Genomic DNA, 19800 nt, shown 5'->3' with positions numbered 1-19800 from the left:
ATGCCAGCCGCTGTCAAATCGACGTGTACCGATATCCAGCCGGCGTTGCAGGTGCCCGATGCCGACACCCTGCACTGGGATGACCACTGTGATGTGCTGGTGATCGGTTGGGGGGCGGCCGGCGCCTGTGCTGCCCTTGAGGCCCGCGCCCAGGGCGCCGACGTGCTGGTCGCCGACCGCTTCACCGGCGGCGGAGCCAGTGCCAAGAGCGGTGGAGTGGTCTACGCCGGCGGTGGCACCCGCCAGCAGCAGGCCGCTGGTTTCAGCGATACGCCCGAGGCGATGTTCGCCTACCTCAAGCACGAAACCCAGGGGGTGGTCGCCGATGCCACCTTGCAGCGTTTTTGCCAGGACAGTGCCGCCAACCTGGCCTGGCTGGAGGGCCATGGTGTGCCTTATGCCCACAGCATGCCGCCTGGCGGTAAAACCTCCTATCCAGCCGATGGCCAGTTTCTCTATTACTCCGGCAATGAGTTGGTGCCGTCGCACCGTAGTGATTTACCTCCGGCGCCGCGTGGCCATCGCACGGTAGGCAAGGGCCAATGTGGCGCGGTGTTGTACGCGCACCTCAAGGCGGCTTGCCTGCGCAACGGCGTGCGGCCGCAACTTCAGTCCGCTGCCCGGCGCCTGGTGAGCGATTACACCGGCAGGGTAGTCGGCGTGGAGCTGTGGTGCCTGCCGGCCGGTAGTGCCCAGGCGCGGTTGCATGCCAAATGGGCGGCGCGTGCCGAACGCCTGCAAAACTTTGCCCCACGCTACTGCGACACCTTGCGCAAACGCGTGCGCCAGCTGGAACTCGACTTTGCCCGGCCGCGGCTGGTGCGCGCCAGGCAAGGGGTGGTGCTGAGCACCGGTGGCTTCATCTTCAACCGCGAGATGGTCAGCGAGCATGCACCGAAGTTTCGCCGCAACTTCAAAGTCGGCGCAACCGGCTGCGATGGCAGTGGCCTGCGCCTGGGCGTGAGTGTCGGTGGGGTCAGCGATCGCTTGCAGCGGGTGTCGGCATGGCGCTTTATCAACCCACCGTTGTGCTGGCCCAAGGGCATTGTGGTCAATACCCTGGGCCAGCGCTTCGTCAACGAAGAAGTCTACGGCGCCACCCTGGGCCAGCCGCTGTGTGAAGAGCAGAGCGGCAAGGCCTGGCTGGTGCTGGACGCACGCCTGCGCAAGCAGTCGATCAAGCAAGCACTTTTCGACGGTTACTGGTGGTTCCAGAGCTTGCCGGCATTGCTGCTGATGCTGCGTGGTGTGCGCAAGGGCCAGAGCATCGAACAGTTGGCCCAGGCCACGGGCATGCGTGCCGATGTATTGCGCAGCGCACTACACGCCTACAACACAGCCGCCCGGGGGGACGCCGAGGATGCCTTCGGCAAGTCGCAAGGCAGCCGTCAGGTACTTGATCAGGGCCCGTACTATGCCTGTGACATTTCCGTCAGCAACCCCCTGTTCCCCCTCGGGGCGTTGACCCTGGGCGGCCTCAAGGTCAATGAAGACAGCGGCGCGGTGCTGGGCGCTCAAGGCCTGCCGATCCCCGGCTTGTACGCTGCCGGGCGTACCGCCATCGGCATTCCTTGCCATTTGTACGTCAGCGGCCTGTCGCTGGCCGATTGTGTGTTTTCCGGGCGACGAGCCGGGCGGTCGCTGACGGCGGCCAGGGCAGACGTCGAAATCGAACCCAGCGAGCAATTGATATGAGCCTGGATTACCTGTCAGTACGTGTGACCCGCGTGATTGAAGAGACCGCCGACAGCCGCTCCCTGGAGTTCGAGCTGCCAGAAACGTTAACCGAGCGCTTGCGTTATCGACCTGGGCAGTTCCTGACCCTGCGTGTGCCTCACCAGGGGGGGTGGTTGCCGCGTTGTTATTCACTGTCGAGCACGCCACTGCTTGACGAGCCCTTGCGGGTCACGATCAAACGGGTGCGCGACGGGCGCGCCTCGAACTGGCTCTGCGATGCTGTGCAAGCAGGCGATACCTTGCAGGTACTGGCGCCGGCCGGGGTGTTTGTGCCGCGCCAGCTGGACACCGACCTGCTGCTGTTTGGCGGCGGCAGTGGCATAACCCCGGTGCTGTCCATCCTGCGCTCGGCGCTGTTGGCGGGCACTGGGCGTATTCTGCTGATCTACGCCAACCGCGACGAAGCGTCGGTGATATTCCGTGACCAGCTCAAGGCCCTGGCCAGTGCGCACCCTCAGCGGCTGCAAGTGATCCACTGGCTCGACTCGGTGCAGGGCATTGCGTCGGTCAGCCAGTTGGCGGAGCTGGCGCGCCCGTTCCTCAGCGCCGAGGCGTTTATCTGCGGCCCAGGACCGTTCATGGATGCTGCCGTCGCAGCCCTGCAGTCGTTAGGCATGGCCAGTGCGCAGGTACATGTCGAGCGCTTCGTCTCGCTGCCCGAAGAGGGCGAGGTCGCAGTGCCGGCAGCCGTCGATACCAGCCGCCCGAGCAGCCAGCTTTCGGTGCGCCTGGACGGTGAAGAGTTCGAGGTGCCCTGCGCCGAAGGCGAAACCCTGCTCGATGCCATGCGCCGGGCCGGCCTGAGCCCGCCAAGTTCTTGTCTGGTCGGCTCCTGTGCCACCTGTATGTGCACGATCGAAAGTGGCGAGGTGCAGATGTTGCGCAACGATGCCCTTGACCAGCAGGAGATAGACCAGGGCTGGACGCTGGCTTGCCAGTCCCTGGCCCGCAGCGAGCACCTGCGGGTGCTCTTTCCCGAATAACCCGATTGCCGAGTTTGTCACTATGACTGCATGTTCAGCATTACCGGGCAGCGTGCATGCCTGGAACCTGGTGCCTTTGTCGATTCCTGCCTTGTTGTTCGCCAGTGCCGAACGCTTTGCCGGGCGGGCAGCGATCGAGGAAGACGGCATTGCCACCGATTACCGGGATTTGCCTGCGTTGGCACTGGGTGTCTGCCGTAGCCTGATGGCGCTGGGGATCGAGGCGGGCGACCGCGTGGCGATCTGGGCACCCAATTGCCGCGACTGGGTGGTCGCTGCCCTGGGCGTACATTGTGCGGGGGCTGTGCTGGTGCCGATCAATACCCGCATGAAAGGCGCCGAGGCGGCCGATATCCTGGCGCGCAGCCAGTCGCGCGTGCTGTTGATGCAAGGGGTATTTCTGGGGCTGGACTACCCGGCCATGCTGGCGCCGCTGCGCCCTGCCAGCCTGGAACAGCTGGTGGTGTTTGGTACACGGCAGGCAGAGTTGGCCGGCGACCTGGATTGGGCCGGCTTTCTCGCCAAGGGCAAGTCTGTCAGTGAGCTGCAAGCCCGCCAGCGTGCGGTGGCGGTGGGCCCGCGAGACTTGTCCGACTTGCTGTTCACCTCCGGCACCACAGGCAAGCCCAAGGGTGTGATGAGTGCCCACGGGCAGAACCTGCGGGCCTACAACGAATATGTACGGGTCATTGGCTTGCAGCCGGGTGACCGTTACCTGATCATCAACCCGTTTTTTCATGCCTTTGGCTACAAGGCCGGTTGGCTGACCTGCCTTCTGGCCGGCGCGACCATCCTGCCGCATGCGGTCTTCGATGCCGAAGCTGTGTTCCAGCGCATTGCCGCCGAGCGCATCAGCGTACTGCCAGGGCCACCGACGCTGTACTTGTCGATGCTGGCCCACCCGCGCCTGGCCGAGACTGACTTGTCGAGCTTGCGCATCGCCGTGACCGGTTCATCGACGATCCCGCCGGTGCTGATCGAGCGCATGCGCCGGGAGCTTGGGGTAGACGTGGTGACCACCGCCTATGGGCTGACTGAGTGTGGCGGCCTGGCGACCATCTGCAACCCGGATGACCCCGCCGACATTGTTGCCGGCACCAGTGGCCGTGCCATCGAAGGCACCGAAGTGTGCATCCGTTCGGCGGATAACCAACCGGTCGCCACGGGCGCATCAGGGGAAATCTGCCTGCGCGGTTTTCATGTGATGCGCGGTTATTTCAATGACCCGCAAGCGACGGCGCAGGCCATTGATGCCGAGGGTTGGCTGCACACTGGCGATATCGGCAACCTGGATGTGCATGGCAACCTGCAGATTACCGACCGGCTCAAGGACATGTTCATCGTCGGTGGCTTTAACTGCTATCCAGCAGAGATCGAGGCGGGTTTGATCGAACACCCGGCCATCGCGCAGGTAGCGGTGATAGGGGTTGCGGATGAGCGCATGGGGGAGGTGGGGTGTGCCTGCGTGGTAGTGCGTGCCGGCCAGCAGCTGGATGAGCCGTCGCTGATCGCCTGGGCCAGAGAGCGCATGGCCAACTACAAAGTGCCGCGACAGGTCCGGTTCTTCGAATCGCTACCGGTGAATGCCTCGAACAAGGTGGTCAAGGGTGAGCTGCGTGAAGCGGTTCTGCAGGCTGGGGGGCGGGCGGGGCACGCGATGAGGTCCTAATAGCGACGCAGCAGCGAGGGGCCAAAGCTCAGCGCAGGGCCCCTGGCGCGTTCCTTTAGGCTGGGCCACCACCCCCAATCAGTGCCCTTCAAACCGGGCAGGCCGCTTGTCAATGAATGCCTGCATGCCTTCCTTCTGATCACGTGAGGCAAACAGCAATGCATTGGCCTTGCGCTCCAGCGCCAAACCCGCTTCCAGCGGCGCATCCATCCCCGCAAGAATCACCTCTTTGATCTGCTCGGCCGCCAGCGGCGGCATTGCCGCAACCACCTGCGCCAACTTCAAACCGTGAGCGAGCACCTGATCATCGGCCACCACTTCACTGACCAGCCCCGAAATCCACGCCTCCTCAGCCGTGATCGGCTGACCGGTCAGCGCCATCCGCATCGCCTTGGCCTTGCCTACCGCCCGCACCAAGCGCTGGGTGCCGCCAATCCCGGGCATGATCCCAATCCTGATTTCCGGCTGGCAGAAGCGTGCACTCTGCCCGGCAACGATGATATCGGCGAGCATCGCCAGCTCGCAGCCACCGCCATAGGCGTAACCGCACACCGCCGCGATCACAGGCTTGGGGCAGTGCTGGATCGGCGCCCAGACCCGCTCGGTATGGCGCTGATAGATATCGATCGGCCCCACCCCGGCCAGGCTGTTGATATCGCCCCCGGCGGCAAACACCTTGTCACCGCCGGTCAGCAGAATGCAGCGCACATCAGGGTTGCTCCCCAGCTCACTGAAGTAGTGCGACAGCAGCGCCTGCAACTCCAGGCTCAGGGCATTGGTGGCGTGCGGGCGGTTGAGCCGCACCAGGGCGACACCTGGGGCCGGGTACTCCAGCAGCACCGGCGCGGTAAGTGAGTCGGACATGATCAACCTCTGGCAGTAGGCACCGCAGAGCGGGCGCCGTTGCGCGGATTGTTGCCAGCGCGGCGCCGCGCTTCATCGTCCGTTCAGACGACGTGGCCGAGCGGTTTTGTCCCTAGAGTGGCCCTCAACACAAGCATGAGGAGCGTGCCATGAGTGGTCACTCGGGGCTGGATTACAACGGCAAGGTGGTATTGGTCACCGGTGGAACCAAGGGAGTTGGCGCCGGCATTGCCCGCAGCTTTCTGGCCGCCGGGGCCAAGGTGATCGTGTGTGGGCGCAACCTGCCCGAGCATTTGCCGAGCGTGGCACAGGCACAGGCAGACTTCATCGCTGCCGACGTACGCGACCAGGCTTCCTTGCAAGGCCTGTTTGACCGCATCCGCATCGACTACGGCCGCCTCGATGTGCTGGTCAACAACGCCGGCGGCAGCCCCTCGGCCGACGCCGGCAGCGCCTCGCCGCGTTTTCATGAGGGGATTATCCGTCTCAACCTGATTGCGCCGCTCAATGTCGCCCAGCAAGCCAACCTGCTGATGCAGGCCCAGGCCGACGGCGGTTGCATCGTGTTCATTGGCAGCATCAGCGGCCTGCGCGCCTCGCCAGGCACCGCGGCCTACGGCGCGGCCAAGGCCGGCGTGTTGGCCCTGGTGCAGTCGCTGGCAGCGGAGTGGGCGCCAAAGGTACGGGTAGTGGCGGTAAGCCCGGGCCTGGTGCGCACCGAGCTTGCCCATCTGCACTATGGCGACGAGCAAGGCATCGCTGCGGTCAGCGCCGGTATCCCGGCCGGGCGCATGGCGGTGCCCGAGGACATCGGCAATGCCTGCCTCTATATCGCTTCACCGCTGGCCACTTACGCCAGCGGTTGCAACCTGTTGCTGCATGGCGGTGGTGAACGCCCGGCTTATCTCGGTGCGGCGCAGGTTGCCCCGCACTGATCGACCCACCTCGGCGTTGCGTTGCGGGCGCCGCTTTGAACACGCAGGAGACGAACTTGGCTGATCCAGAATTGCTATCCAAAGTGCGCGCCCTGGTTGGGCGCCAATACGGCCGTGTGAACGCCTGGGACGACGTCAACGCGCCAATGATTCGCCAGTGGTGCGAAGTCATCGGCCTTGAAAACCCGCTCTACACCGACCCCGTGGCAGCTGCCAGCAGCTGCAATGACGGCATCATCGCACCGCCACCCATGCTGCAGATCTGGTGCATGGAAGGCTTTCACATCAATAACTACGCGCCTGGCTCGACCACCGAAAACCCCTATGAAGTGCTGGGTGTGATCGAAAGCTACGGCTACCCGTCGGTGGTGGCGGTGAACTCGGAGCTGACCTTCGAACGCAACCTGCGCCTGGGCGAAAAGCTCTACTACACCACGCGCCTGGACTCGGTCGGCGAGGAAAAGACCACCGGCCTTGGCACCGGCTTTTTTGTCACCCTGGTGATGAGTTACTTCTCGCAGCAGGTCACGGGCGACGAAAAAGTCGGCGAGCTGTTGTTCCGGGTGTTCAAGTTCCGCCCGGCCAACGCACACAAGGTCCAGGCGCCGCCCCTGGGCGTGGCCGAGCCGGTGCAAGCCAAGCGTCCGGCGCCCGGTGTCAGCGACGACACGCGGTTTTTCTGGGACGGCTGCAAGGAAGGCAAGCTGTTGATCCAGCGCTGTACCCAGTGCAGCACCTTGCGCCACCCGCCGGCACCGGTGTGCATCCAGTGCCATTGCTTCGACTGGGACACCCAGCACGTCAGCGGCAAGGGCCGGTTGTACTCCTTTGTGGTGATGCACTACCCGCAAGTGGCACCGTTCGATCACCCCAACCCGATCGGTCTGATCGAACTGGACGAGGGCGTACGCCTGATCGCCGGCCTGGTTGGCGTCAAGCGTGAAGACATCAGCATTGGCCAGCGTGTGGAGGTCGAGTTTCAGACCTTTGACGACGACCTGGCGCTGCCGATGTTCCGTCCAGCGGCAGAGTAGGGGGTACCATGGATTTTGAACTCAGCGAAGACCAGCGTGCCATTGCCGAAATGGCGGGCAGCCTGATGAGCGACTATTGCACCGACGAGCGCCTGCGTGACTGGGACCTCTGCGGGCAAGCCTATATGCAAGACCTGTGGCACAGTTGCGTGGAAACCGGCCTGCATGCCCTGGCCATCCCCGAGGCGGCCGGCGGCAGCGGGCTGGGCATGACCGAGCTGGTGCAGATCCTCGATGCCCAGGGCGGCGCCCTGGCACAGGTGCCGTTGTGGCGTCACCAACTGGCCGCGACCACTCTCGCCGAGTTCGGCGACAAGGCCCTGGCACCGTGGGTTGAACAGGCTGTTGCAGCCACGGGCTTGCTGACCCTGAGCCTCGATGGCCTGAACACGGTGCGCGGCATCGAGCTTGAGGCCAGCGCCGAACAGGGCGGATGGCGCCTCGACGGCCGGGTTGCGGCGCTCGCCCTGGCCGAGCAGTCGGTGGCAGCGCTGGTATTGGCCCGGGTCATGGGACAGCCAAGGCTGGTGCTGCTGGACCTCAGCCAGCCAGGCATCAACCGTGTAGCGGGGGTCATGACCCACGGCGAAGGCATTGCCGACCTGACTTTGCGCGGCGTCACCCTGAGCAATCAGCAGGTGCTGCCCGCCGCCGCCCTGGACTGGCTGGCACCGCGTGCGATTGCCTCCCTGGCGGCCTTGCAGCTGGGCGTCAGCGCCGAGCAGGTACACCGCACCGTCGCCTATGTCAGTGAGCGTCAGCAGTTCGGCCGCTGCATCGGCAGCTTCCAGGCCGTGCAAATGAGCATGGCCGACACCCATGTGCACCTGGAGGTGTTGCGCAGTGCCCTGTGGCAACTGTGCTACCGCCTCGACGCCGGTCTTCCAGCGCCTTCGCAAGCGTTGGCCACCGCGTACCTGGCGTGCGAAGCCGGGCACCACATCGGCCACACCGCACAGCATGTGCATGGCGGCATCGGCGTCGACCTGACGTACCCGATCCATCGCTTTCTCTATTGGAGCCGCGCCCTGAGCTGCGCATTGGGAGGGTCGTCGATGATTCTGGAACGTCTCGGTGACTGGTTGAGCGATAACACTACCTTGGGATGGAAATATGACCTTGATGAACACCAAGCGCTTTGAAGACGTGCGCCCTGGCGAGCAACTGCCGGAGCTGACGATTCCGATCACGGTCGGCCTGATTGCCGGTGGGGCGATAGCCACACGCGACTACTTTCCCGGTCACCATGATCTGGATGCGGCGCGCGAGCTGGGTTCGCCACATATCTTCATGAACATCCTGACCACCAACGGCCTGGTGCAACGCTTCATCGAACAGTGGAGCGGCCCGCAGGTGCAGTTCCGCTCGCTGAAAATCAAACTGGGCGCGCCGAACTACCCCGGCGACAGCATGACCTTCAGCGGCGAAGTGACCCATCAGGATGCCGCTACGCGCAGCCTGGAAGTGACCCTCAAGGGCAAAAACTCCATGGGCAATCACGTGACCGGCACGGTCGCGCTGGTTCTGCCTTGATTCGCGGGAGACAACACAGATGACCAATTCGTCGATTTCCGGGCGCGCCGCCATTGCAGGGCTGGGCGCGACCGAGTTTTCCAAGAACTCCGGGCGCACCGAACTGCGCCTGGCCATGGAAGCGACACTGGCGGCGCTCAAGGACGCCGGAATTGACCCCAGCGAAGTCGAGGGTTTCAGTTCCTACTCGGTCGATAAGGTCCCGGAGTACGAAATTGCCCGGCTACTGGGTTGCAAGGACGTCAAATTCTTCTCCCAGGTGCCCCACGGTGGCGGCGCCGCCTGCGGGCCGGTGATGCACGCGGCAATGGCGGTGGCCACCGGGGTGGCCAAGGTTGTGGTGGTCTATCGGGCGATGAACGAACGCTCCTGGTACCGCTTCGGCACCGGCAGCTATGGCTTTGCGTCGACACCAACCTTCGAGAATGTCAACTACGGCTGGTATATGCCGCACGGCTTTCACACCCCGGCGGCCTGGGTCGGCATGTTTGCCCAGCGCTACATGCACACCTACGGTGCTACCTCCGAGGACTTCGGCCGGGTCGCGGTGGCCGTGCGCGATTTTGCCGCCACCAACCCCCAGGCATTTTTCTACGGCAAGCCCATCACCCTTGAAGAACACCAGGCCTCGCGCTGGATCTGCGAACCGCTGCACCTGCTCGACTGCTGCCAGGAGTCCGATGGCGCGGTGGCGATGGTGATCACCTCAGCCGAGCGGGCCAGAGACCTCAGGCAAAAGCCGGTCATCATCAAGGCTGGCTCGCAGGGCATCAGCGCCGGGCAACAGGTGATGACCTCCTACTACCGCGACGACATCACCGGGCTGCCGGAAATGGGTGTGGTCGCCAAAGAGCTGTACAGCCAGTCGGGCCTGGGCCCAGACGCGTTGCAAACCGCCGTGATCTACGACCACTTCACGCCTTTCGTACTGCCGCAACTGGAAGAGTTCGGCTTTGCCAGGCGCGGTGAAGCCAAGGAATTCATCCGTGCCGGGCACCATGCACGGGGCGGCAAACTGCCAATCAACACCCACGGCGGGCAGTTGGGCGAAGCCTACATCCACGGCATGAACGGCATCGCCGAAGCTGTGCGCCAGGTTCGCGGCACGGCGGTCAACCAGGTGGACAGTGTCGAAAACGTGCTGGTGACCGCCGGAACCGGCGTGCCTACCAGCGGCCTGATTCTCGGCGCGGTATAAGGAGCGTCCCATGTTCGTCGATCTCACCCCCGAACAGCATGCCCTGAGGCTCAAGGTCCGGGACTATTTCCAGAACCTGATGACCCCCGAACTGCGCCAGCAGATGCGTGGCACCGAAGGCGGCGAGCTGTTTCGCCGCACCATCGCCCAGATCGGCCGTGACGGCTGGCTGGCGGTCGGCTGGCCGAAGGCCTATGGCGGCCAGGGTTACGCGGCCACCGAGCAATTGATCTTCTTCGAAGAAGCCAACATTGCCGGCGCACCGCTGCCGTTCGTGACCATCAGCACCGTTGGCCCGGCCCTCATGGCCCATGGTTCGGCACTGCAAAAAGAAAAGTTCCTGCCCGGCATCGCCGCCGGCGAGATCAACTTTGCCATCGGCTATTCCGAAGCCAGTGCCGGCAGCGACCTGGCCGTGCTGAAAACCACCGCGCGTGAAGACGCCGACGGCTTTCTGGTCAACGGCAGCAAGCTGTGGACCTCGGGCGCCGACTCGGCCGACTACATCTGGCTGGCGGCACGTACCGACCCCGAGCAGGTGCGGCACAAGGGCATCTCGATCCTGATTCTCGATACCCAGGCCGAAGGCTTCTCCAGTACGCTGATCCCGACCTCCGGAAACCCCACGGCCGCCACGTATTACGATAACGTGCGGGTGCCGAGGGAGATGCTGGTGGGCGAACTGCACGGTGGCTGGAAACTCATCACCGCCCAGCTCAACCACGAACGCCTGGGCCTTGGGGCCTGGTCGGACAAGGTCGTCAGCCTGTTCAGCCGGGTTTATCTGTGGGCACGGTGTGCCGATGAGCAGGGCCAGCGTGCTACCGACCATGCCTGGGTGCGGCGCGATCTGGCCGAGTGTTATGCCCGGCTTGAAGCCATGCGCCTGATCAACTTCCGTATTGCCGCCGACCTTGAGCGTGACCGCGTCGACGTCGCGCTGGCCTCGACCACCAAGGTCTACGGCTCGGAATCGGCGATCGAGATCCTGCGCAAGCTGTCGGCCATCGTCGGTGCCAGCGGCCTGATGCGGGCAGGTTCTGCGGCGGCGTATCTGCTCGGCGAACTGGAGTACGAAGTGCGCGCCTCGGTGAACCTGACCTTCGGCGGTGGTACCAATGAAATCCAGCGCGAGTTGATCGCCCAGTTCGGCCTGGGCATGCCGCGCACGCAACGCTGAGTCACCGTTGTACCCTTGAAGCGAATAACAATAACGTCCCTTTCAGGTGAACGAATGAGCGCAATCGAGCAATTCAGGCAAACGACGCGCCAATGGCTGGAGGCCAATTGCCCGCCATCGCTGCGCACCGCCACCCCCGACGGCGAAATCGTCTGGGGTGGCCGCCAGGTAGACTTTCCCAGCGAAGACGCCCGCCTCTGGTTCGAGCGTATGCGTGACAAAGGCTGGTTCTGCCCGCAATGGCCCAGCGAATACGGCGGTGGCGGCTTGAGCGCCGAGTACAACGCGGTGCTGGAAAGCGAGCTGCGCCGGCTGAAGTGTCGACCGGCGCAGATCAACCTGGGCATCTGGATGCTCGGCCCGGTGCTGCTTGAGTTCGGTAGCGAAGCGCAGAAACAGGCGCTGCTGCCACCGATGTGTCGCGGCGAAGTGCGCTGGTGCCAGGGCTTCTCCGAGCCCAATGCCGGTTCCGACCTGGCCAGCCTGAAAACCTCGGCGGTGGCCGATGGCGATGACTTCGTGATCAACGGCACCAAGATCTGGACCTCCTATGGCGATAAGTCCGACTGGATGTACGCCCTGGTGCGCACTGACCCCAAGGCGCCCAAGCATCAGGGTATCAGCCTGATCGTGCTGGACATGAAAAGCCCCGGGGTGAGTTTTTCGCCGATTGACTTGATCAGCGGCAAATCGGCTTTTTGCCAGGTGTTCTTCGATAACGTGCGCGTGCCGCAAAGCCAGCTGATCGGCCCGCTCAACGGTGGCTGGAACCTGGGCAAGAGCCTGCTGCAGCATGAGCGCAAGGCCATGTCCAAGTTCGGCGAGTTCAGCCTGCCGACGCACTTTCACCTGCTGCCGTTGATCGAACGCTACCTGCCCGACAGCCAGGCGCCTGCCGATCAGGCCCTGCGTGCTCGTGCCCAGGCCTGCGCGATGAATGAGCATGCCTACAACCTCACCGTGCAGCGCATGGGCGAGGAGGCCAGGGCTGGCCTGGATATCGGCGCCATCATGGCAATCATGAAGCTGGTGCACACCGAGCAGGAACGCGACAAGTTCGAGATCCTCCTCGACGCCCTTGGCTACCGCGCGCTGGGCCTTGAAGGCGAGCCGTTCAGCAGCCAGGAACTGGCGATTACCCGTGGCTGGCTCAACAGCTATGCCCTGACCATTTCCGGCGGCTCGTCGGAGGTGCAGTTGAATGTCATCGCCAAGCGGGTCTTGAACCTGCCTAGCGCTTGAGGGGAGTTTGAAGATGAGTCTGGTGTATAGCGAAGAGCAACGCCTGTTGGCCGACAGCGCCCGCGATTTCCTTGCGGCGCGCAGCCCGGTAGCGGCGCAGCGGCGCCTGCGCGACGCGGCAAGCGCCCCCGGGTATGACCCGCAACTGTGGCAAGACGCCGTGGGCCTGGGCTGGAGTGGGATTCCATTTCCCGAGGCATTGGGCGGGCTTGAATTCGGCTGCATGGGCCTGGGGCCGGTTTTTGAGGCCATGGGCAGAAACCTTTCGGCCTCACCTTTGTTGTCCAGCGTGGTGCTCGGTGGCTCGCTGATCCATCTGGCTGGCAGCGCTGCGCAACAGGACCAGTGGCTGACGGCGGTGATCAGTGGCGAGCGGCGCCTGGCCCTGGCACTGGATGAAAAGCCGCGCCACGCCCCTGAGCACACGGCACTGACGGCGACGGCCGAGTCCGGTGGTTATCGTCTGGATGGCGAGAAGTTCTTTGTCATCGATGGCCTGGGCGCCGATGCCTACCTGGTCGCGGCGCGCACCCGTGGCCGCGCAGGTGAAACGCAGGGTATCAGTGTATTCCTGATACCGGCGAATACGCCGGGCTTGCAGGTCAGCCCATTGACGCTGATCGACTCGCGCAATTGTGCGCGGCTGCGTTTGAGTGCCGTGCACGTGGGCAGCGACGCCTTGCTCGGTACGCTTGGCGCAGCGTGGCCGGTGTTGGAGGAGGCGCTGGACCGCGGGCGCACGTGCCTGGCCGCCGAGATGCTCGGGGCCGCCGAGCAACTGTTCGCCATGACCCTGGATTACCTCAAGACCCGCGTGCAGTTCGATGTGCCCATCGGTTCGTTCCAGGCCCTGCAGCATCGGGCCGCGCGTTTGCATGTGGAGTTGCAGCTGGCCCGCAGCGCGGTGATGGCGGCATTGGCCGCGCTCGACGACAGCACATTGAGCGCGGCCGAGCGCGGGCGGTTGGTGAGCCTGGGCAAATGGAAGGCCGGCGAGGTCGCCGCCCAGGTCAGCAATGAGGCGGTGCAGATGCACGGTGGCATCGGTGTCACCGATGAGCTGGACGTCGGCCTTTACCTCAAGCGGATTCGCGTGGCCCAGGCGTGCCTGGGTGACAGTGACTTCCAGTGCGCGCGCTACGCCGCTTTTGCGTCTTTGGAGAAATGAACATGAAGATGGAACAGTGGCGCAACGCCTGGCAGCAGTTGATTGGCCCGGGTTCGCCGTTCGAAGTGGTGTCTTCGCCCGACGACGGCCTGCGGTATTTTCGCCATGCACCTGCGAATTTGCTCGAAGCCATCGATGCAGGCCGTGCACACGGTGAGCGAGAGTTTCTGGTGTGGGAGCAGCAACGGCTGACGTTCGCCGGGTTTTTCGATCAGGTCGACCGCCTGGCTGCGCAACTGGCGCAGCGCTTTGGGGTAAAGCAGGGGGACCGGGTGGCCATCGCCATGCGCAATCAGCCTGCCTGGCTGGTGGCTTTTGTTGCGGTGCAGCGCTGTGGCGCGGTGTGCGTACCGTTGAACAGCTGGGGCCTGCGCGACGAATTGTTCCATGGCCTGCAAGACAGCGGTGCGCAGGTGCTGGTCTGTGACGAGCAGCGACTGCAATTGCTGACCAGCGACCTGCTGGCACAGCGACTGGTCAGCATTGTGGTTGGCATGCCGGCGGGGCAAGCGTTATCGGCCAACTGCCAGCGTTTCGAAGCGCTGATCCAGGCTCCGCCGCTGGCGTTGCCGGCCATCGAGATCAACCCCGCTGACCCGGCGCTGATCCTTTACACCTCTGGCACCACCAGCCGGGCCAAGGGCGTGCTGTCCAGCCATCGCGCCATTTGCCAGGCACTGGCGGCACTGGAGTTCCAGTCGGCGTTCTGCGCCATGAGTTCGCCCGAGCGGATCCAGGCAGTGATCGCCAGCGGCCTGGCGCCGACCAACCTGATGGCGGTGCCGCTGTTCCATGTCAGTGGCCTGCATGCGCAGTTCTTGCTGGGGCTGCGCAGCGGCCGGCGCTTGTTGCTGATGTACAAATGGGATGTGGACAAAGCCTTCGACCTGATTCGCGATGAGCGTTGTACCCAGTTCAATGGCGCTCCGGTGATGATGCAGCAACTGCTCGGTTCGCCGCGGTTTGCCAGCGCCGACAGCGACAGCCTGTATGGCCTGGGCCTGGGCGGGGCGGTGGCCTCCAGCCGGCTGCTGGCGCATATCAGCAAACGTAAGCCGCATGCGATTGGGGGCAGTGGCTATGGCTTGACCGAGAGCAACGGCATCGGTGCCGCGGTGGGCGGCGATCAGTTCGTCTATAAGCCCGACTCGGTGGGCTGGCCGCTGCCGATAGTTGATGTTTGCATCGGGCCGGACCCGTGCTCACCGCTACCGGCGGGGCGCAGCGGTTTGATCTGGCTACGTTCGCCGACCCTGATGAACGCTTACTGGCAGCTGCCCGAAGCCAGTGCCCAGACTTTGTGCGACGGTTGGCTGGACACCGGTGATATCGGCCATCTGGACGAGGAGGGCTTCCTGTACATCACCGACCGCGCCAAGGACCTGATCAACCGTGCGGGCGAGAAGATATCCGCCAGTGAAGTGGAATCGTGTATCTGCGAAATGCCCGGGGTGACCGAGGCGGCCGCCTTTGCCCTGACCGATGAGGCGCTGGGCGAACGCCTGGCCCTGGTGTTGCGCAGCGAGCTTCAGCCAGCGCCGACCCAGGAGCAGGTGTGTGCCTTTATCGGCCAGCGCCTGGCGGCCTACAAGGTACCGGCCGAGGTACACCTGTGCCGCGATCCGCTGCCGCGCAATGCGTCGGGCAAGGTGATCAAGGCGCAACTGAAGGAATTATTGGTCGGCGCCTGACTGGTTAGTCTTTCCGGACGATGTACTCCACCGCAGATCAGGAACAATGGAGGTACCCCAGTAGTCCTGGTCTGCGAAGGAGCCAACCGATGAAAATAACAACAAAAGGCGTGATGTTCGTAGCTGCAGTGGCCGCAAATGTCGGCCTGCAAGGCAACGCACTTGCGCAAGTGTCGCCTGAAGAGGCTGCCAAACTCGGCAAGGAACTGACCTGTGTCGGTGCCGAAAAAGCCGGTAATGCCGAGGGCACCATTCCGCCTTACACCGGCAAGTACCTGGGCGAAGTGCCAGGCTGGAACCATGTGAAGTTCTCTGGCGATCAACCAGTCGACCCTTATGCCAACGAAAAGCCCATCCTGGTGATCACCGCGCAGAACATGGGCCAGTACGAAAGCCATTTGACCGAAGGCCAGAAGGCCCTGCTCAAGCGCTATCCCACCACCTACAAAATGAACATCTACCCGGGCCATCGGGACTTCCGTTACCCGGATTATGTCTGTGAGCGGGCGATGAAGAACGCCTTGAGCGCCAAGCTGGTCGATGACGGCATGGGTATCGAAGGGATTGGCCAAGTACCGTTCCCGATTCCGAAAAACGGCATGGAGCTGCTGTGGAACCACCAGCTACCAGCACGGGCCTACACCGAAGAAAAGGTCAGCGACCTGGCCTCGGTGTTGCCAAACGGCAGCATCGGTTGGGGCCGCGCCTATGCGCGCAACCTCTCGCAAGCCAACTCACCGACCGTCGAGCCAAAAACCGAAGGCGCGATACAGGCCATGAGCTGGAACACTACCTTGAAGCCGGTGCGCGACAACGGTGTGGTGAGTATCTCGCAAGAGCCCTACAACTTCCTCGCCAACCCTCGCCAGGCCTGGAGCTACAGCCCGTCCACCCGGCGTGTGCGGCAACTGCCTGGCTACGGTTACGATCAGCCGATGATCGGCACCAATGGCACCATGACGGTTGACGAAGACCGCCTGTACAACGGCTCGCCCGAGCGCTTCAACTGGACGTTGGTCGGCAAGCGCGAAATCTACGTGCCGGCAAACGCCTTCAAGCCCAATAGCGGTGACATCAAGTACGCCGACATGCTTACCGCCAACCACCCCAACCCCGACTACATGCGCTATGAGCTACGCCGTGTGTGGGTGCTTGAGGCCAAGTTGAAAGAGGGCTACCGCCATGTTTACGGCAAACGTGTGCTGTTTATCGACGAAGACACCTGGCACGCGGTGGTCTCGGACAACTATGACAGCCGTGGTGCGCTGTGGAAGCACGCGATGATCAACTACTACTACCACCCGGACATGAGCGCCTGGCAGGCCGGTTCGCAGTTCTTCATGGACCTGAACTCGGGCCAGTACACCGGTTACGCCATGACCAACGAATCGAAGAAAGGGCCGATTCTCAACGAAGCCAAATTCACCCCTGATATGTACACCGCCGATGCGGCGAGGGCGATGGGGCGGTAACGGCCGAGCGAAAAAAACCCCAGGTAGATACCTGGGGTTTTTTTTGGCCTCAGGCTTCTCGCCCAGCGCGATTGCCGGCGGCGATGGCGCCTTCGATATACCCCAGGCTCTGGCAGTCACCAATGCTGACCACCTTTAACCCAGCACTGCTCAGTGCATCGCCCAGGCGGGTATCAGGCGTTGCACCACTGGCCAGCACCACCGAGTCTGCGCGTACTTCGGCAGTTTCACCTTCGGCTGTCTGATAGCGCACGCGGTTACCGTCGATGGCGGTAACACTCACCCCAGTCAGCAGTTGCCCACCGTGCACACGGATGCCATGCAGTACCCGCCAACGTCGCACAATCGCCAGCTCCCGGCCCAGGTGGCCACTGCTTTCCAGCACACACACCTGACGCCCACGCGCAATCAAAAACTCCGCCAGCTCCAGCCCCACCAGCCCACCGCCGACAATGATCACGCGCTTGCCCAAGGGCATCCACACGCGGGACAGCTTTTGCATGGCTTCGGTGCTGTCGGTGACGCCGATCAGGTTGCCGGCCTTCATCAGGGTGCGTTGCGTCAGCGACAGTTTGCGCCGGGCAATCTCTTCGGCGCGGTCACCGGTCATCAGCCGGCGCAGTTCATCACCGCTCCATACATGATCCTGCTCGGCGCCGGGGATGTCCGGCGCTGCGCGCTGTGCGCCGGTGGCAACAATCACTTGGTCGACGCCCAGGTCGCGCAGTAAGGCTGCATCCACAGTACTGCCCATGCGTATATCGATGGGCAGTTGCCGCACCTGGTACAGCAGGTTGTCGAGCAGACGACCGTTTTCGGGGTAGGCGAGGGCCGCAAAGAACAGGGTGCCGCCCAGGCGGTCACTGCGCTCGAGCAGCGTCACGCGATGGCCGCGCAAGGCCGCCACGCGCGCGGCTTCCAGGCCTGCCGGGCCCCCGCCGATCACCGCAACATGTCGCGCGGCTGCCGCCGGTGTGATGATACGCTCGCTTTCATGGCCGGTTTGCGGGTTGACCGCGCATTTGACCCGCTCGTTGATAAAGATCTGGCTGACGCACACATAACAGTAAATGCACGGTCGAACGGCCTGCAGCTGGCCGGCCTGCAGTTTGTTCGGCAATTGTGGGTCGGCCAGCAACTTGCGGCCCATGGCAATGAAATCGCACTGACTGGCGGCAATCGCGGCGTCGCCGGTTTCCACTTCGATACGCCCAACGGCGATCACCGGGATGCTCACGCACTGCTTGATGGCCGCTGTCCATTCGAGAAATGCCGCCGGCTTTTGCACCAGCGGCGCCTCGGTAAAGGCCACCCCGCTACTGGTCATGGCATAGGCCGAGACACTGACCGCATCGGCGCCGGCGTCTTCAGCCAGGCGGGCAACCGCCTTGGCATCGTCGAGGGTGATGCCACCGGGGGTGAGCAGTTCTTCGGCATCCAGCCGCAGCCAGACGCCAAAGCCTGCGCCAACCCGCGCGCGTATGGCAGCCAGCACCTCAAGCAGCAAGCGCGCACGGTTTTCCAGTGCGCCACCGTAGGCATCTTCACGGCGGTTGTAGTACGGCGATAGAAAGCCGGCGATGATGTAGTTGTGCGCGGCATGGATTTCCACGCCATCGAACCCGGCGCGCTGCGCACGCTCGGCGGCGGCGGCGAACCATTCGACCATCTGTGCGATGTCGCCCTGGTCCATCACGCGCATCTCGATCCCGCCTTTGCGACCGCGTACGGCGCTGACGAAGGAGGCGAGTTCCTCCGGGGTCAAGGCCTGCATCATGTCGGAGGTACTGGCCGGGGGCAACGACGGCACCCACAGCGGTCGGCCCGCGGCCATGTCGCGTATGGCGTTCTTGCCGGCGTGCTGCAACTGCATGGCGATCTTTGCGCCGTGCTTGTGCACGCGGTCAGCCAGTTGGGCAAGGCCCGGGATGAACGCATCAGAGGAGACACCGACCTGGTAAGGCTCGGCGGTACCGGCGGGGAAGGCGACGGCGCACACGCCCATGATCAACAGCCCGGCACCGCCTTCGGCACGTGCTTCGTAGTAGGCCTGGATACGTTCGCCACAGTGCCCGTCGGCTTCGGCGAAGTTGGAGCCCATGGGCGCCATGATGATGCGATTACGCAGTTGAAGGGGGCCGATGCGGCCAGGCGCAAGCAAGTGGGAGAGTTTTGTCATTGTTATGTCAGCCCTTGGTAGAGGCCAGTCGATACGACAGCGGCCAGGTTGCTGCTGTCGCAAGGTACGTTGCGTACGATGACTAGGCTTGGCGCAGGAACTCGAGGCAGGAACGGTTGAACAACTCACGGTGCTCCACCTGAACCCAGTGTCCACAGCGGTTGAGCAGAATAAAGCGGGCGTCAGGGGCGTTGTCCAGCACTTTCATTGCGCCACCGACCGGGTTGAAGTTGTCGTTGGTGCCCCAGAACCCGAGAATCGGTACGCGCAGCTCTCCAAGGCGCTCGGTCATGTTCGGCACCATCATGGTCGAGAACAGGCAGTGCGGCTGATACTTGGCTACGGCGACGCGTTCGGCCAGCAGGCTGTCGGGCAGCTGCGAGGCATCGAACAGCTGCAGGCTCATGATCTGGCGCATTTTGTCGATGTCGAGCGGCCCGGCATTGAACAGCTCGACCATGCGCTGAATGCCGATCTTCTTGAAGTAGGTTTCGCGCTCTTCGACACCGCCCGGGGCCATCAGAATCAGCTTTTCGAGCAATTGCGGTTCGGCCAGCCCCAGGCCAATGGCGATGGCGCCACCCAGGGAGTTGCCGAGCAGGGTACAGCGTTGTACTTCGAGGGCCTTGAGCAAGCCGGACACGGCGTTGACGAAGAAATCCAGGTCGTACTGGACGTTGTCGGGTTTGTCTGAACGGCCGAAGCCGGGCAGGTCGATCACCAGGTTACGAAAGCCGGCTGCGACGAAGTCGGGGTAGTTGCCCTTGAAGTTGCTGTAGCCACTGGCGCCCGGGCCACTGCCATGCAGCCACACCACGACGGGGCCGCTGCCTTCGTCGAGGTAATGCAGGCGCAGGCCGTTGTCGAGGGTGACGAAGTGGCCGATAGGCAACGGTAGGTCTTGTTCTGACATCA

Annotated in this window: 16 protein-coding genes; 13 read left to right on the top strand and 3 right to left on the bottom strand. The window is 63.6% G+C overall.

Annotation, left to right across the window (positions count from 1 at the left end; genetic code table 11):
* Genes EGJ09_RS13950 through EGJ09_RS13940 form a run of 3 tightly spaced genes read left to right on the top strand, consistent with a single transcriptional unit; the run spans position 1 to position 4389 of the window.
* Entirely contained in the window at positions 1-1695 is a 1695-nt protein-coding gene (locus EGJ09_RS13950) for an FAD-binding protein (protein ID WP_125924190.1), read from the top strand.
* Positions 1692-2720: a ferredoxin--NADP reductase gene (locus tag EGJ09_RS13945; RefSeq protein ID WP_125924189.1), complete on the top strand. Its 1029-nt coding sequence runs from the start codon at positions 1692-1694 to the stop codon at positions 2718-2720. Before EGJ09_RS13950 ends, EGJ09_RS13945 begins: the two co-directional genes overlap by 4 nt.
* A 22-nt stretch (positions 2721-2742) precedes the next feature.
* A complete protein-coding gene (locus EGJ09_RS13940) occupies positions 2743-4389 on the top strand; it encodes a FadD3 family acyl-CoA ligase (RefSeq protein WP_125924188.1) in 1647 nt (548 codons plus the stop codon).
* 78 nt (positions 4390-4467) lie between these two features.
* On the opposite strand, the gene EGJ09_RS13935 is transcribed toward EGJ09_RS13940, so the two are convergent.
* Entirely contained in the window at positions 4468-5253 is a 786-nt protein-coding gene (locus EGJ09_RS13935; protein WP_125924187.1) for an enoyl-CoA hydratase, read from the bottom strand.
* 149 nt (positions 5254-5402) lie between these two features.
* Between EGJ09_RS13935 and EGJ09_RS13930 the strand changes: the two genes are divergently transcribed.
* From EGJ09_RS13930 to EGJ09_RS13885, 10 genes are all read left to right on the top strand, one after another.
* Positions 5403-6188, top strand: coding sequence for an SDR family oxidoreductase (locus EGJ09_RS13930; protein WP_125924186.1), 786 nt, complete (start codon positions 5403-5405; stop codon positions 6186-6188).
* A gap of 56 nt (positions 6189-6244) precedes the next feature.
* Positions 6245-7222, top strand: a complete 978-nt coding sequence (locus EGJ09_RS13925; protein WP_125924185.1) for a bifunctional MaoC family dehydratase N-terminal/OB-fold nucleic acid binding domain-containing protein — start codon at positions 6245-6247, stop codon at positions 7220-7222.
* 8 nt (positions 7223-7230) lie between these two features.
* The gene (locus EGJ09_RS13920; RefSeq protein ID WP_125924184.1) at positions 7231-8364 is read left to right on the top strand and encodes an acyl-CoA dehydrogenase family protein; all 1134 of its coding nucleotides are present in this window, start codon (positions 7231-7233) and stop codon (positions 8362-8364) included.
* Positions 8336-8755: a MaoC family dehydratase gene (locus tag EGJ09_RS13915; RefSeq protein WP_125924183.1), complete on the top strand. Its 420-nt coding sequence runs from the start codon at positions 8336-8338 to the stop codon at positions 8753-8755. The genes EGJ09_RS13920 and EGJ09_RS13915 overlap by 29 nt, the downstream gene beginning before the upstream one ends.
* A 19-nt stretch (positions 8756-8774) precedes the next feature.
* The gene (locus tag EGJ09_RS13910; RefSeq protein ID WP_125924182.1) at positions 8775-9953 is read left to right on the top strand and encodes a lipid-transfer protein; all 1179 of its coding nucleotides are present in this window, start codon (positions 8775-8777) and stop codon (positions 9951-9953) included.
* Positions 9954-9963: 10 nt separating this feature from the next.
* A complete protein-coding gene (locus tag EGJ09_RS13905) occupies positions 9964-11133 on the top strand; it encodes an acyl-CoA dehydrogenase family protein (RefSeq protein ID WP_125924181.1) in 1170 nt (389 codons plus the stop codon).
* A 54-nt stretch (positions 11134-11187) separates the two neighbouring features.
* Positions 11188-12375: an acyl-CoA dehydrogenase family protein gene (locus tag EGJ09_RS13900; protein ID WP_125924180.1), complete on the top strand. Its 1188-nt coding sequence runs from the start codon at positions 11188-11190 to the stop codon at positions 12373-12375.
* A gap of 13 nt (positions 12376-12388) precedes the next feature.
* Positions 12389-13543 (top strand): acyl-CoA dehydrogenase family protein, encoded by a 1155-nt coding sequence (locus EGJ09_RS13895; protein ID WP_125924179.1) that lies wholly within the window; start codon positions 12389-12391, stop codon positions 13541-13543.
* Between the two features lie 2 nt (positions 13544-13545).
* Positions 13546-15234 (top strand): class I adenylate-forming enzyme family protein, encoded by a 1689-nt coding sequence (locus tag EGJ09_RS13890; RefSeq protein ID WP_125924178.1) that lies wholly within the window; start codon positions 13546-13548, stop codon positions 15232-15234.
* Between the two features lie 89 nt (positions 15235-15323).
* On the top strand, positions 15324-16706 hold the full coding sequence (locus EGJ09_RS13885) for a DUF1329 domain-containing protein (protein WP_256658438.1): 1383 nt from the start codon (positions 15324-15326) through the stop codon (positions 16704-16706).
* Between the two features lie 49 nt (positions 16707-16755).
* Here the strand turns inward: EGJ09_RS13885 and EGJ09_RS13880 are convergent, their stop codons facing one another.
* Both EGJ09_RS13880 and EGJ09_RS13875 read right to left on the bottom strand, forming a co-directional pair.
* Positions 16756-18885: an FAD-dependent oxidoreductase gene (locus EGJ09_RS13880; RefSeq protein WP_125924177.1), complete on the bottom strand. Its 2130-nt coding sequence runs from the start codon at positions 18883-18885 to the stop codon at positions 16756-16758.
* Between the two features lie 82 nt (positions 18886-18967).
* Complete coding sequence (locus tag EGJ09_RS13875; RefSeq protein ID WP_125924176.1) at positions 18968-19798, bottom strand: alpha/beta fold hydrolase; 831 nt, start codon at positions 19796-19798, stop codon at positions 18968-18970.
* Positions 19799-19800 lie beyond the last annotated feature (2 nt).

It is taken from the genome of Pseudomonas sp. p106 (assembly GCF_003936645.1).
GTDB classification, from domain to species: domain Bacteria; phylum Pseudomonadota; class Gammaproteobacteria; order Pseudomonadales; family Pseudomonadaceae; genus Aquipseudomonas; species Aquipseudomonas putida_E.
Note: the sequence above shows the minus strand (reverse complement) of the source record. Positions and strands in the feature narration are given on the sequence as shown.

Bases quoted from the DNA above. Each gene is read 5' to 3' on its own strand.
- EGJ09_RS13950 (WP_125924190.1), top strand. From the start codon at position 1: ATGCCAGCCGCTGTCAAATCGACGTGTACCGATATCCAGCCGGCGTTG.
- EGJ09_RS13945 (WP_125924189.1), top strand. From the start codon at position 1,692: ATGAGCCTGGATTACCTGTCAGTACGTGTGACCCGCGTGATTGAAGAG.
- EGJ09_RS13940 (WP_125924188.1), top strand. From the start codon at position 2,743: ATGACTGCATGTTCAGCATTACCGGGCAGCGTGCATGCCTGGAACCTG.
- EGJ09_RS13935 (WP_125924187.1), bottom strand. From the start codon at position 5,253: ATGTCCGACTCACTTACCGCGCCGGTGCTGCTGGAGTACCCGGCCCCA.
- EGJ09_RS13930 (WP_125924186.1), top strand. From the start codon at position 5,403: ATGAGTGGTCACTCGGGGCTGGATTACAACGGCAAGGTGGTATTGGTC.
- EGJ09_RS13920 (WP_125924184.1), top strand. From the start codon at position 7,231: ATGGATTTTGAACTCAGCGAAGACCAGCGTGCCATTGCCGAAATGGCG.
- EGJ09_RS13915 (WP_125924183.1), top strand. From the start codon at position 8,336: ATGACCTTGATGAACACCAAGCGCTTTGAAGACGTGCGCCCTGGCGAG.
- EGJ09_RS13910 (WP_125924182.1), top strand. From the start codon at position 8,775: ATGACCAATTCGTCGATTTCCGGGCGCGCCGCCATTGCAGGGCTGGGC.
- EGJ09_RS13905 (WP_125924181.1), top strand. From the start codon at position 9,964: ATGTTCGTCGATCTCACCCCCGAACAGCATGCCCTGAGGCTCAAGGTC.
- EGJ09_RS13900 (WP_125924180.1), top strand. From the start codon at position 11,188: ATGAGCGCAATCGAGCAATTCAGGCAAACGACGCGCCAATGGCTGGAG.
- EGJ09_RS13895 (WP_125924179.1), top strand. From the start codon at position 12,389: ATGAGTCTGGTGTATAGCGAAGAGCAACGCCTGTTGGCCGACAGCGCC.
- EGJ09_RS13890 (WP_125924178.1), top strand. From the start codon at position 13,546: ATGAAGATGGAACAGTGGCGCAACGCCTGGCAGCAGTTGATTGGCCCG.
- EGJ09_RS13885 (WP_256658438.1), top strand. From the start codon at position 15,324: ATGAAAATAACAACAAAAGGCGTGATGTTCGTAGCTGCAGTGGCCGCA.
- EGJ09_RS13880 (WP_125924177.1), bottom strand. From the start codon at position 18,885: ATGACAAAACTCTCCCACTTGCTTGCGCCTGGCCGCATCGGCCCCCTT.
- EGJ09_RS13875 (WP_125924176.1), bottom strand. From the start codon at position 19,798: ATGTCAGAACAAGACCTACCGTTGCCTATCGGCCACTTCGTCACCCTC.